This is a genomic window from Acinetobacter sp. Ver3, from assembly GCF_000632455.1.
GTDB lineage: Bacteria > Pseudomonadota > Gammaproteobacteria > Pseudomonadales > Moraxellaceae > Acinetobacter.
On record NZ_JFYL01000024.1, the window covers coordinates 1 to 14,066 of the forward strand.

Here is a 14,066-nt window from a genome sequence, read left to right on the forward strand (position 1 = left end):
GAATCTGTATCAAAAAAAAAGATAGAGGCTTCTCTATCTTTTAAAAAATGACAAGATTGTTTATTGGTGCAGTAGCAGTAAAGCTAAAGCAAATACTGATAATCGTAATTAGGAGAACAGAGAATAAGAAATATTTCTTTGCCCATAATTGATCATTTTCAGCTTTAAATCCAATGATATTTAAATATAGCCAATAAACAGTCAATACATTGAGAATTATACAATAAAGCCAATTTGCATAGCCGAATACAAATAAAGCGTTCATTGAAATTGCAAATAGCACAATGTAAATCAGCGATTCAATCTTGGTGCGAACAATCGAGCGCGCAACAGGAAGAATCGGAATGCCTGCATTTTTGTAATCATCAAAACGATAAATTGCAATTCCCCATGAGTGAGGCATTTGCCAAAATGCATAACCCAAGAAAATGAGTAGTGCACCTAAATCGAATTGATTCGCGACCGCTGTATATCCAATGACAGGGGGGGCTGCACCAGAAATACTACCGACCACAGTTTGGTGGATCGTTGTTCGTTTTGTCCATAAGCTGTAAAAACCAACATATACGACAAAACCAATAACTGCGAATAAAAAAGCGTACGCATTTACCCAAAACCATAAAATGCCAAAACCGAGTATGCCTAACAGCAAAGCAAAAGCTAATGCAATTTGAACAGAAATGGTTTTCTTAACTAACGCACGGTTTTGTGTGCGCTGCATTTTTTGGTCGATGTCTTGATCAATAACGTTATTGACCACACATCCAGATGCAACTACGAGGGTAGTGCCAATGAGGGTAAGAAGCAGGAGAAGGAAATCTACTGAACCTTGGGTAGCTACAAAGTAGCCACCCAAAGTGGTAACAAAGTTACCAAAGAGAATTCCTGGCTTAGTCAGGAATAAGTACTTTTTAAACATGACAATCAGTTTAGATCATCATGTTTGAATGTAAGTAGTTCATGATCCATACAGAACCAACTAAAAGAACAGCAATAGTTAGAATTGTATAGATAAATGCAATCACGTTCCAACGTTGCTCTGAAGATGAGTTCATGTGCAAGAAGTAAACTAATTGTACAAGTACCTGAGCAACAGCTGTAATACCGATAACAGCAATAATCGCACCACGGCTGAAGCTATCAGTATTCATTGCCATGTAGAATGGAACTACAGTCAATAAAACAGAAAGTACAAACCCGATTGTGTATTGCTTTACGTTACCGTGTGATGCACCAGCAGCATTATGATCATGACTCATTATAATACTCCCATTAAGTACACTACGCTGAATACGCAGATCCATACGATGTCAAGGAAGTGCCAGAACAAGCTTAGGCAAGCAAGACGACGAGTATTGATTGTAGTTAAACCATATTTTTTGATTTGAATCATCAACACGATCATCCATACCAAACCAGAAGTTACGTGAATACCGTGCGTACCAACTAAAGTAAAGAACGCAGATAAGAACGCACTCACGCTTGGTCCATGACCAGCATGAACTAAATGATTAAATTCATAAAGTTCCATGCCGATGAAGATTGCACCGAATACAAATGTAACCGCTAACCAAGCTAGAACTTGACCAACATTTTTCTTGTAAGAAGCAAGTACCGCAAAACCAAATGTCACTGATGAAATCAAAAGTGCGAAAGTTTCAGTTAAAACGAAACCTAAAGAATCTGCAAAAAGATCCTTTGCACTTGGAGTGCCAGGTGGAATATGACTGCTTAATACAGCGAACGCGATGAAGAGTGTACCGAATAAAATCAAGTCACTCATCAAGTAAGTCCAAAAACCAAAGACCGTGATGTCTGTATCATCGTGATGATGTTCATCATGCTCGTGGTTTTCGTGATGAAGTACTTCAGCCATATCCTTAGTCCTTCTTCAAGTGTTTTTCGAGTAACGCATAACGTTCGTTTTCAATACGTTCTACTTCAGCAGCTGGAACATAGTAATCCACTTTCTTCGTGAATGAGCTCCAGATAAAGCCAATGATTGCAGAAACGAAAGAAACAATCGCTAACCACCAAATGTGCCAGATAAGTGCAAAGCCCATAACAGTGATGATCAGTGCAATAAGTACACCCGCAGCACGGTTAGTTGGCATATGAACATCTTCATATTTAGCAGGACGTGCGTAAGCTACACCATTTTCTTTGTCAGTCCAGAAGCGGTCGATACCGTTCGCTTGAGGCAATACTGCAAAGTTATAGAATGGAGCTGGAGATGAAGTCGCCCATTCAAGCGTACGTGCATCCCATGGATCGCCTGTAACGTCACGAGTTTGTTCGCGTTGTAAGAAACCAACAATGATTTGCATGATGAAACAAGCAATACCAATTGCGATTAATACAGCACCGAATAATGCGATACCAACATATGGATCCCAGTCTGGGTTGTCATACGAGTTTAGACGACGAGTCATACCCATGAAACCTAGGATATACAATGGCATGAACGCGAAGTAGAAACCGAAGAACCAGAACCAGAAGCATGCTTTGCCCCAGAATTCACTTAACTGCCAACCGAACATTTTCGGCCAGTAGAAAGTAATACCAGCAAACATACCGAATACAACACCACCAATAATTACGTTATGGAAGTGAGCGATTAAGAATAGTGAGTTGTGTACAAGGAAGTCCGCAGGTGGAACCGCCATAAGTACACCAGTCAAACCACCGATACCGAAAGTCACTAAGAAGCCAACTGTCCAGTACATAGGTGATGTGAAGGTAATACGACCCTTATACATTGTGAATAACCAAGAGAAGATTTTCACACCTGTAGGAATCGCGATAATCATGGTCATGATACCGAAGAACGCGTTAACGTTGGCACCTGAACCCATTGTAAAGAAGTGGTGTAACCATACAACGAATGCAAGAACTGTAATCGCGATCGTTGCATATACCATTGATTTGTAGCCAAACAATGTCTTACGAGAGAATACAGAAGTAATCTCAGAGAATAGACCAAATGCAGGTAAGATCAAGATATAAACTTCTGGGTGACCCCATGTCCAAATCAAGTTTACATACAACATTGGGCTACCACCCATGTCATTTGTAAAGAAGTGGAAACCGAAATAACGGTCAAGCGTTAACATTGCAATTGTTGCAGTCAACACTGGGAATGATGCGATGATCAATACTGCAGTACATAAAGATGTCCACGTAAAGATCGGCATATCCATAAGACCCATGCCAGGAGCACGCATTTTAATGATGGTAACGAAGAAGTTAACACCAGTAAGAAGTGTACCAAGACCAGAGATCTGAAGTGCCCAGATATAGTAGTCAACACCAACACCAGGAGAGTATTCGATACCTGAAAGAGGAGGGTAAGCCATCCAACCAGTTGCCGCAAACTCACCAAGCGCAAGAGAAACCATCATCAAACCAGCAGCACCAGCGAATAACCAGAAGCTTAAAGAGTTTAATAATGGGAATGCTACGTCACGCGCACCAATTTGTAGTGGAACAGAAATGTTCATCATACCCACTACAAGACCCATCGCTACGAAGAAGATCATGATTACACCGTGTGCGGTGAAAATCTGGTCGTAGTGTTCAGGGTGTAGATAGCCTTCGCCGCCGCCTTTTGCAAGGAACAATTGAAGACGCATCATAATCGCATCCGCGAAACCACGTAATAACATGATCACAGAAACGATAAGGTACATAATACCAATTTTTTTATGGTCTACAGATGTGAACCATTCGTTCCACAAGTAGCCCCATTTTTTGAAATAAGTGATACCAGCAAATACTGCAATACCACCTAAAATCATCATTAACACTGTTACCTGTACGATTGGATCGTACGGGATAGCATCTACACTTAACTTACCTAAGAAGCTCATGTCTTATTCCCCTACAACTGAAGAAGCAGGTTCAGCATTTACATCAGCAACTACAGCATGACCTTCAGCTTTAGCTGAGTGATCTGCACCGTGGTAGTTTGCCATGTATTTGTTGATAATTGATTCAAACAAGCCTTTTTCAACAGAAGAGTAGTAAGTCACAGGATGAGGATGTGCCTTATATGGACCTTCTTTTTGAGCAATTTCAGCTTGTTGCTTCTCTAGATCGGTTTTAGCGTTACGAACCATCGCAGCGATTTGTTTCTCTGAACGGTTACCATCACGCAAGGTTGCAAATTCAGCTTGGTCTAAAACTGTTTTTTGAACAGCTTCAGGGTTAATCGAAGTCCCGTTACCAGCTTTTACTGCAGACACCCATTCAGCGAACTTAGCTTCTGAAACAGAATGAGCTTGGAAGCGCATTTGTGTGAAACCATAGCCTGAATAGTTCGAAGAGAAACCACGGTATACACCTTCATTATCCGCAAGGACGTGAAGTTGAGTTTGCATACCCGCCATTGCATAAATCTGACCCGCTAACTGAGGAATGAAGAAAGAGTTCATTGTAAAGTTAGAGGTGATATTGAAATTAATCGGAGTTTTTTCTGGGAAACGAACTTCGTTAACTGTTGCAATTTCTTGTTCAGGGTAAACAAAAACCCATTTAAACTGTTCAGCAATAACTTGAATAGTTAAATGTGATTTCTCTGATTCTAGCGGACGATAAGGGTCATACTTGTGTGAGCCCCACCATGTTAAATACGCTAAAATACCAATAATAATACACGGGATACCCCACACTACGATTTCAATAATAGTAGAGTGTGCCCATGTAGGTTTATAGTCTGCATCTTTATTTGACGCACGATATTTCCAACTAAACCATAAAGCCATCAATGCTGATGGAATTACTACCAATAGCATGAGGTAGATCGCAGTCATCATAAGATCAGACTGACCTTGTGCTACTGGACCTTTTGAGTTTAGAAGTACCATATCACCGCCACACCCTGTTAAGAGCACGGCAAGCGTTGATAAAGACAATACAGCTAAAATTGTTTGTCTCATTTTACAACCTCGGTGAAGAGTCCCATTCCCTAATAAAATTATGGGATAGCGATTATAGTGTCACATGATTGAAAAACAGAAAATTACATTTACTGAATTTCAGTCATATGACACCGCTACGTTGTAGGGCATTATGCCCTATAACGACCAACTAAGCTATATGTAAAGTGCCTTTAAATATAAGGATTAAACCCAATTTGTTTGGTCGGAATTGGTTGAAGAATTGATTACTTTTGATGTGAAAACAGAGGCAAAACAAAGGGGAGCATTTGCTCCCCTAAGATAAAAATTATCGTTTTATGACTTTGGTCTTTGCTAATTTATCGTGCAAAGTTTGTCTTTTTTGACTTAGACCGAAGGCATGATCAATGATGGTAATGAATGGCATAAAGAGTAAATTCAATACAATAAAAATCACACTACGCAATGTGAATGCGCGCATTAAGTTTACTTGCTGTCCATTTTCAGCATCAACAATTTGAATTTTTGCTACTTTTTTACCTAAACTCTGACCACTTTTCGCAATTAAAAATGCTTGAGCAGCTAGCATTAATACAATGTAAACCAACATTGCTTGCCAAGCTTCCATTGGAATCAGTGTAAATAACTGTTCCTGTAATTTGATTGCTTGATCTGATGAGTTAGCATTCTGCATTTTTTGCTGAAGTTCAGTCAATTGAGCAACTTGTTCTTCCTGCATAAAGAACGAAGGAATCACCAAGGCAGGCAACCAAAGCGCCAGATCAACGAGTTTAGCTAAAAATCGAGATCCAATTGAGGCAAGTTCTTGCTGAGCAGTATTTTTTTGAACATTTACACTCGCAATTGAAGGATTTGAATAGCTTTGTTGTACTGGTGGAGTTGGTTGATAGCCTTCAGGTTGGTAATATAATTTTCCTTGACTGAGTTCACCTAAAGCTTTCCATTCAGTCATACCTTGATGCCAGACCAAGTCTGTGAGTAAAACTTGTTGGCTCGAGAGCATTTGATTTAACTGCTCTACCGTATACGGCCCAGCTTGTTGATTATTTCTCGCCAAGTAAATTTGCATAAACCTAATTTCTCAAAAATTACTAAAAATAATGGGGTAAAAAAAAGACCCACGAATGGGTCTTTTTTTAACATAGTTTATTAAGCTTGTTTAGTCTTTTCTTCAGATAAGAAGAACCATGTATCTAAAACTGAGTCTGGGTTGAGTGAAACAGATTCGATACCTTGTTCCATTAACCAGCGAGCAAGATCTGGGTGGTCTGATGGTCCTTGACCACAAATACCCACATATTTACCTGCCTTACGACATGCATGAATCGCCATTGAAAGAAGAGCTTTTACTGCTGGATCACGTTCATCAAATAAATGAGAAACGATACCTGAGTCACGGTCAAGCCCAAGCGTTAACTGAGTTAAGTCATTTGAACCGATTGAGAAGCCATCAAAATGCTCTAAGAATTGTTCAGCAAGTAGAGCATTGGTTGGTAATTCACACATCATGATCACTTTAAGACCATTTTCACCACGTTTTAAGCCATTTGCAGCAAGAAGTTCAATAACACGCTTTGCTTCAGCAACTGTGCGGACGAATGGGATCATGATTTGAATGTTAGTTAGACCCATTTCATCACGAACTTTCTTCAATGCACGGCATTCTAATTCGAAGCAGTCACGGAAGTTGTCAGAAACATAACGGCTTGCACCACGGAAGCCCAACATTGGGTTTTCTTCTTCAGGTTCGTATAACTTACCACCGATTAAGTTCGCGTATTCATTCGATTTGAAGTCTGACATACGTACGATGACAGGTTTATCAGCAAATGCAGCAGCAAGTGTAGAAATACCTTCAACCAGTTTTTCAACGTAGAACTCGATCGGTGAAGAGTAACCTGCAGTACGGGTCATCACAGCTGCACGTGTTTCGCGAGGTAAGCTGTCAATATTGAGTAATGCTTTAGGGTGAACACCAATCATACGGTTGATGATGAACTCTAGACGTGCAAGACCAATACCTTCGTTTGGAATTTGAGCGAAGTCAAATGCACGATCAGGGTTACCAACGTTCATCATGATTTTGAACGGAAGTGTTGGCATAGATTCAATCGAGTTACGTTGAACTTCGAAATCTAAAGCGCCTTCGTAAATGAAACCTGTATCGCCTTCAGCACATGAAACAGTTACTTCTTGACCATCGACAAGTACTTCTGTTGCGTTACCACATCCAACAATCGCTGGAACACCGAGTTCACGTGCAATAATCGCGGCATGACAAGTACGACCACCACGGTTCGTAACGATTGCTGCAGCACGTTTCATGACTGGTTCCCAATCAGGATCGGTCATGTCAGAAACCAGAACGTCGCCATCTTGGACTTTGTCCATTTCTTTGATGGAATTAACAATACGGACTTTACCAGAACCGATACGTTGACCGATTGAGCGACCTTCACAAAGAACTGTACCTTTTTGTTTTAATAGGTAGCGTTCCATTGTGCCGACATTCTCACGGCTTTTCACTGTTTCAGGACGTGCTTGAACGATGTAAATTTGACCGTCATCACCGTCTTTCGCCCATTCGATATCCATTGGCGCACCGTAATGTTGCTCAATGATTAACGCTTGCTTAGCAAGTTCTTGTAATTCTTGATCATTTAAAGCAAATTGTTGGCGTTCAGTTTTTTCAACATCCACAACAACAACTGATTTGCCTGCAGAGCCTTCCTCACCGTAGATCATTTTTTGGTGCTTAGAGCCAAGGTTACGACGCAATACTGCGTGTTTACCCGCATTTAAAAGTGGCTTAGATAAATAGAATTCATCAGGGTTTACAGCGCCTTGAACAACCATTTCACCTAAACCGTAAGATGCAGTAATGAATACAACGTCACGGAAACCAGATTCAGTGTCCAGTGTAAACATTACACCAGCAGCACCAGTCTCTGAACGAACCATACGTTGCACACCAGCAGAAAGAGCAACGATGTCATGATCGAAGTTTTGGTGTACTCGGTAAGCAATTGCGCGGTCGTTATAAAGTGAAGCAAAAACTTCTTTAATCGCGATTAAGACGTTGTCAATACCGCGGATGTTTAGGAAAGTCTCTTGTTGTCCTGCAAAAGATGCGTCTGGTAAATCTTCTGCAGTCGCAGATGAACGAACGGCAACCGCGATCTCAGGGTTGCCGTTAGAAAGAGTTGCGAATGCATCACGAACTTCTTTTTCAAGTGCTGGAGTAAGCGGAGTATCAACGATCCATTGACGGATTTTAGCACCAGTTTCAGCAAGTGCATTTACGTCGTCAACATTGAGTTGTTTGAGCTCGGCTGAAATTTTGGCATTTAGACCACTTTGCTCAAGGAATTCACGGTAAGCTGCAGCAGTTGTTGCAAAACCACCTGGAACTGATACACCAGCATTTGCTAAATGGCTGATCATTTCGCCTAGAGATGAGTTTTTACCGCCCACGATTTCTACGTCGTGTTTACCTAATTTTTCCAGACCGATTACGCGTGCTTCCAAAGTTGTTACTCCACTTTTGCAGTATTAATCACTATCTTGGCATGATATTTTTCTGTGAAAACTTAGCAAACTTTCATTACTAAGCGACAGTCATGTAAGATCGGTTTACTATAAAGATTATATAGTACTTAGACAAATATTTGAGGATTAATTTAATGGCAGAAAGTAAAGATATTAAACGAAGTGTTTTTTTTATTTCCGATGGTACTGCCATTACGGCTGAAACACTCGGGCATTCTTTATTGGCTCAATTTCCTCATGTCGATTTTGATATTCATATCATTCCGTATATCACTACAGAAGAAGCTGCAATGAACGTCGTTGCAGAGATTAACGCGCGCGCAGAGTCTGATGGCCAACAACCTCTTGTCTTTGATACTCTTGTGGATCCCTATGTTCGGGACATCATCAATACGGCAAATGCGGTTAATTTAGATGTGTTTGAAGGGTTAATTAGTAAGCTATCTGAGGTGCTTGGAACAGCCCCTACAACTTTAGTCGGACAAACACATGCTGTGACTGATTCTGAGTCTTATAAAGCACGTATTGATGCTGTACATTTCGCGCTGGATAATGATGATGGCGCACGTACAAGACACTATGATAAAGCGGATTTAATTTTGATTGGAGTTTCGCGTTCTGGTAAAACACCGACCTCAATTTATTTGTCATTACAATTTGGTATTCGAGTTGCGAACTATCCGTTAACTGAAGAAGATTTGGATGACAACCGTTTGCCAGCAGTTTTACGTCCACATAAGCATAAATTGTTTGGATTAATGATTGACGCTGATCGTTTGGTGGCAATTCGATCTGAACGCAAAGCCAACAGTCGTTATGCAAGTTTTAGCCAATGCCAGATGGAATTGCGTGCAATCGAAGGTATTTATATTTCTGAAGGAATTAAATATCTAAATGTTTCAGAAATGTCGATCGAAGAAATTTCAACACGAGTATTGCAAATGACTGGCTTAAAACGTCGGATTGGTTAAATCTGTAAATCTAATGTAAAAAAAAGAAGCACTAGCTGTGCTTCTTTTTTATTAAGAGATTAATCGTCATAAATACTCATAAAATTCAAAAATTATATAATTCAAGTGTCTATAATTTCATCATAAAATGTAATTTAGATTCGCATTTATCTACAAAATGATGATCACTATTCGTACGTTGTAATAATAATATCTACTAAGTGTTCGATTCCTTCCATACTTTGAACGGCATTTTCAGTAATTTTCACGACTGGCCATGTGATCAATTTACAGTTTTCTCGCTGTAAGGCGTTGTAATAATGATCGGATTTAAAAAATATTTTTTGCGACGAAGCTGGATTTGGCATCAATTGTCTTTTTAACCAAGTATCTGAAATCTGAGAATCTAAATATCGTATTGCCAAAGTCGTCTTAATTCGCTGATTAAATAATCGTTTATTTTTAGCGATGAGGGGGTGAGCAATAATTTTTTGAACCCCTTTTTCAGTGTGTGGCAAAACGAAATGAGGTGTCATTTGAAATACTTTGACGAATAGCGCATTTTGACAAACCACATCTAAATGTGAAACTGACATTTGATTGGCACCAATAATCGCGACCTTTAATCCTGAAAAATCGGTTTGTTTGATGTCCTCAGCTGAGATAATTTTTCCTTTAAAGTTGGAAAAAAACTCAGCTTCATTATGAAAGAACGAATCCGTGTGGGCTTTATTCCTTTTTTTCATTTCTGTACCTAATTATTGTTTTAGTGGGTTGCTTTTGGTTCTGCAGTTAATTCATATATCCAAGATGGGATTTTAGGTAAAGATTTTTCTGGAATCTTATCAGTCATTTTTACCATAGTGTCGACAGGGATATGAAACCATTTATTACGTCGGTTCATGGCACTTCGTGCATGGAAGTTAATAATTTGATACCAAGGATTACGACGACCTTCTGCAGTACGTCCACCTATTCGAGCAAATTTGTGCATCGCTGCATAGAGCTTTTCTTCTGGCAGACCTAGTTTAATCACATTATCACGCATTTTATTAATGAGTGGTAAGTAGGCAAGAATACCAAGTAATAAACGTGGATCTACAACTCGCGCTGCCATTTTAGAAAGCTCAATAAAGGTTTTATTGTAGCCTTGATCTTCCATGACACTAAATCCAACACCTAAATGACGAGCTTCATCACCATTAATCAGTTCAAAAGCTTGATGACAAACTGGGTCTTCTACAGTATCCAATAGGAATGTACAAAGTGCGCCATCAAGAGCGACTTCCAGCATCGGAATGACAGCACCTAGAATATAGAAGGGCATTTCATCAGCATAAGTGTCGAGCCATTCGATGATCAGTCTTAAATTTTTATTGGGTTTAGGAATATCGCCTTCAAGCATACCCCATCTTTTCATCAGTGCCATTTCGGCATTGGCGTGACGCTGTTCCTCAGCGTGGAAAATGGCATACATTTCGCGAAGCGTATCTGTCGGTGCTTTTTTTGACATCGCAGAAAATGCACGAGCACCTACATGTTCGATCCACATTAGATCAGCCATAAAATCTTTAAGCTTGGGCCACTGTTCTGCGGTGACTAATTCTTTGCCAGGAGCATCCCAGTCAATATCCGAGAGTGTCCATTGAGTATGTTTTACTTTATCCAACATTTTTTCTAAGTCGATAGAGGCCATGTTATACATCCGTATTTATTTTTTAATCATGAAATTTTATCGCTTAAAAATGTGATGTATTTTGCAGAAGTGCTTATTTTAGTTTGATATAAAATGCCAAATTTTAAGTATATGATTGTGAATAATTAATATTATTGTTTAAAAGAATTGTTTCATTAGAGCAGTCTTTTTGGGACATTAGATGTCATTTATTGCCAATAGTTGTTTGACAAACCCAAGAAATGAAAGAGTAATTTAAGAAGAGATTCGAAATCAAAATCATTACTCAATCATTTCAGGATCTTTTCGATCTAAGCGTTTTGCTTAATTTGCATTAAATACTCAAAGTTTTGAATGCGTTTGTCAGTATCGTAGATATCACAAGTAAAAATAAACTCATCTACATCATAAGGCACCAGTAGTTGTTCAAGACCTTGTTTCACAGTTTCTGGTGATCCGATTTGAGCCATTGCGTAAAAATTGTCAACTGACATCTTTTCTGGAGCAGACCAAATTCCATCCATTGATTTAACTGGAGGTTTGAGTTTTAAGCTTTGCCCACGCAGTAAGCCTAATACACGTTGATAAGCGCTAGTAGCCAAGTATTCAGCTTCTTCATCAGTATCAGCTACAACAGTTGGAACGCCCATTGATACATAAGGACGATCCAAATATTCAGAAGGTTCGAAGTTTTCTCTGTAAAGTTGAATCGCTTGACCCAGCATGCGAGGGGCAAAGTGAGAGGCAAAAGAATAAGGTAAGCCAAGTTTTGCTGCTAATTGTGCGCTAAATAAGCTAGAACCTAACAGCCATACTGGAACATGTGTTCCTTGACCTGGTGTCGCTTTGATTCTTTGATGTGGCGATGGATCTCCCAAATAGCTCAAAATTTCAAGCACGTCTTGTGGAAATTGATCTTCAGTCTCTTGACGACCTCGGCGTAAGGCACGCATGGTCAATTGATCTGTGCCTGGTGCGCGTCCTAATCCTAGTTCAACTCGATCAGGATAAAGCGTTGCTAGTGTTCCAAATTGTTCTGCTACAACAAGTGGTGCATGATTAGGCAGCATGATTCCACCAGAACCTACTTTTAAAGAGGAGGTGTTTGCAAGGATATAGCCTAATAAAACAGCTGTAGCTGAGCTAGCAATACCGTCCATATTATGGTGTTCTGCAAGCCACAGTCGTTTAAAACCCAATTGTTCGATTTTTTGTGCTAACTCCAAAGCATGCTGTAGTGAAAAAGCAACCGTTTTATCATCACGTACAGGAGCGAGTTCCAATACTGAAAACTCGATATCTTTTAAGCTTCGCATAACTTTCTACTCTTTTGAACACTCATAAAGATGTTAATACGAACTTGAGTATTTGTATATTGAAAAAAAACGATATAAGTGTAAATAAAAAAGCGCTCTAAGTTGAGCGCTTGAATTTTAAGAGTTTGGAATTAGCGTTTACCATTTTTATACCAACCTAAATGACGACCATTGTCACTTCTGTAATTACGGTCATTATAACGATAGTTTGAATTGCGATAACCGCGGTCACGACGATCATAACGATCTCTATAATCATCTTCGCGACGGTCTTCAGCCACTTTTTTACCTAAAACTGAACCACCAGCTGAACCCAATGCTGCACCAGCATAACCAGCATTTGTTCCGCCCATATTATTACCAACCGTGTAACCACCAGCACCACCTAATGCAGCACCAATTGCAGCAGCATTACGATCTTTTTTATTCGCTGATGCAGCTGCACCACCCGCACCACCAATCGCTGATCCGATCATTGCTCCAGTTGAGCCACCCATTTGTTGACCAATCGCAGCACCAACGACTCCACCTAAAGCAGATGTGAGGGCAACTCTAGACGAACTATCAGCATAAGCGGTTGTTGTACTCAAGGCCGCAGTTGCGATCGCAGCAGCAAATAACTTTGAATTAAATTTCATGGTGAACTCCTTGTCGAAGTCTTATATTTGATTGTTTTAATTTAATCCAAATTTCTGCAATCATTTGGGAGAGCAAGTTGCTTGTTTGTATTTTTCTCTCCCTAATTTATCCATAATTAATTTGTTGGTAAAAAAATGCGCCCTAAGGCGCATCGAGGTGAATACAGAGTATTCAAAGGGGAAACGATCAATCAGTTTGAATTAACGACGGTTGCGTTTTTTCTTTTTCCATTTACGATCTTGGCGAGCATCGTATGCTTTGTCTTTCGCAATTTTGTTACCAAGAGCAGCACCGCCAGCAGCACCTAAAGCTGAGCCGACATAACCACCATTGGTTCCACCCATGCTATTACCTACGGTATAACCCGCACCGCCACCTAATGCACCACCGATGGCAGATTCAGTACGGTTACGTTTATTACTAGCAACTGCAGCACCACCAGCACCACCAAGTGCTGCACCTAAAGTTGCACCTGTTGTGCCACCCATGTTTTTACCAATTGCTGTACCTGCTACACTACCTAAAGCACTCGCTGCAGCGACACGCGCTGTACTGTCTGCATGTGCAGATACCGTGAACATTGATGCAGTGGCTAAGGTGGCTGACATTAATAGGGTATTCAATTTCATGTGTGACTCCATGTCCTTGTTCGTGGACGAGTAATAATTCGTTGAGCACAATGTAACAAGAATCGAAGCGCTAAATATGTAGAAGTTGACCTAGAGTTTTACGTTTTGGTTGCACAATGTTGTTTTTATATTACAACTGATCATTCAATATGCATTATTGGGCTGATTAAGAAGAAACTATGGAGAGTTGATTCAGTAAACAGTTTTTAAACTTGGCAGTTATGGAGCTAATTTTTTGATTATCCATTAATTGGGTGTGACAAGGATTGAAAAATGGTTTTGCAAAGTCATTCTATATAAATATGTTAATTGAATGTCAGAGTCGTTAAACTACTCGCAATTTTAGAAATATTAATTTAAGGCAGTCCTTAAGTTAATCCAGTATTAGA

General features: G+C 39.8%; 13 protein-coding genes. 1 reads left to right on the top strand and 12 read right to left on the bottom strand.

Annotated features, from left to right (window positions below; translation table 11 throughout):
• Positions 1-40 precede the first annotated feature (40 nt).
• The 7 genes from cyoE to ppsA form a co-directional block, all read right to left on the bottom strand.
• Positions 41-919: a heme o synthase gene (gene cyoE, locus CL42_RS08175; RefSeq protein WP_035267056.1), complete on the bottom strand. Its 879-nt coding sequence runs from the start codon at positions 917-919 to the stop codon at positions 41-43.
• A gap of 10 nt (positions 920-929) precedes the next feature.
• Positions 930-1,262 carry a cytochrome o ubiquinol oxidase subunit IV gene (cyoD, locus tag CL42_RS08180; protein ID WP_171076771.1) on the bottom strand — a complete coding sequence of 111 codons (333 nt, stop codon included), beginning with the start codon at positions 1,260-1,262 and terminating at the stop codon, positions 930-932.
• On the bottom strand, positions 1,259-1,876 hold the full coding sequence (gene cyoC / locus CL42_RS08185; protein ID WP_035267060.1) for a cytochrome o ubiquinol oxidase subunit III: 618 nt from the start codon (positions 1,874-1,876) through the stop codon (positions 1,259-1,261). Before cyoC ends, cyoD begins: the two co-directional genes overlap by 4 nt.
• A gap of 4 nt (positions 1,877-1,880) precedes the next feature.
• Positions 1,881-3,869, bottom strand: coding sequence for a cytochrome o ubiquinol oxidase subunit I (gene cyoB / locus CL42_RS08190; protein ID WP_035267062.1), 1,989 nt, complete (start codon positions 3,867-3,869; stop codon positions 1,881-1,883).
• Positions 3,870-3,872: 3 nt separating this feature from the next.
• Positions 3,873-4,937, bottom strand: coding sequence for a ubiquinol oxidase subunit II (cyoA, locus tag CL42_RS08195; RefSeq protein ID WP_035267063.1), 1,065 nt, complete (start codon positions 4,935-4,937; stop codon positions 3,873-3,875).
• 289 nt (positions 4,938-5,226) lie between these two features.
• Entirely contained in the window at positions 5,227-5,988 is a 762-nt protein-coding gene (locus CL42_RS08200; protein ID WP_035267065.1) for an RDD family protein, read from the bottom strand.
• 80 nt (positions 5,989-6,068) lie between these two features.
• A complete protein-coding gene (gene ppsA, locus CL42_RS08205) occupies positions 6,069-8,447 on the bottom strand; it encodes a phosphoenolpyruvate synthase (protein ID WP_035267067.1) in 2,379 nt (792 codons plus the stop codon).
• A gap of 155 nt (positions 8,448-8,602) precedes the next feature.
• On the opposite strand from ppsA, the gene CL42_RS08210 reads away from it, so the two are divergent.
• Positions 8,603-9,439, top strand: coding sequence for a pyruvate, water dikinase regulatory protein (locus CL42_RS08210; RefSeq protein ID WP_035267069.1), 837 nt, complete (start codon positions 8,603-8,605; stop codon positions 9,437-9,439).
• 167 nt (positions 9,440-9,606) lie between these two features.
• Here CL42_RS08210 and CL42_RS08215 read toward each other — a convergent pair whose 3' ends face one another.
• The 5 genes from CL42_RS08215 to CL42_RS08235 form a co-directional block, all read right to left on the bottom strand.
• Positions 9,607-10,164 (bottom strand): hypothetical protein, encoded by a 558-nt coding sequence (locus tag CL42_RS08215; RefSeq protein WP_035267071.1) that lies wholly within the window; start codon positions 10,162-10,164, stop codon positions 9,607-9,609.
• Between the two features lie 20 nt (positions 10,165-10,184).
• Positions 10,185-11,114, bottom strand: a complete 930-nt coding sequence (locus tag CL42_RS08220; RefSeq protein WP_035267073.1) for a hypothetical protein — start codon at positions 11,112-11,114, stop codon at positions 10,185-10,187.
• Between the two features lie 290 nt (positions 11,115-11,404).
• Positions 11,405-12,409: an LLM class flavin-dependent oxidoreductase gene (locus tag CL42_RS08225; protein ID WP_035267075.1), complete on the bottom strand. Its 1,005-nt coding sequence runs from the start codon at positions 12,407-12,409 to the stop codon at positions 11,405-11,407.
• A 131-nt stretch (positions 12,410-12,540) separates the two neighbouring features.
• Positions 12,541-13,047, bottom strand: coding sequence for a hypothetical protein (locus tag CL42_RS08230; RefSeq protein ID WP_035267077.1), 507 nt, complete (start codon positions 13,045-13,047; stop codon positions 12,541-12,543).
• Between the two features lie 201 nt (positions 13,048-13,248).
• Positions 13,249-13,677, bottom strand: a complete 429-nt coding sequence (locus tag CL42_RS08235) for a hypothetical protein (protein ID WP_035267078.1) — start codon at positions 13,675-13,677, stop codon at positions 13,249-13,251.
• Positions 13,678-14,066 lie beyond the last annotated feature (389 nt).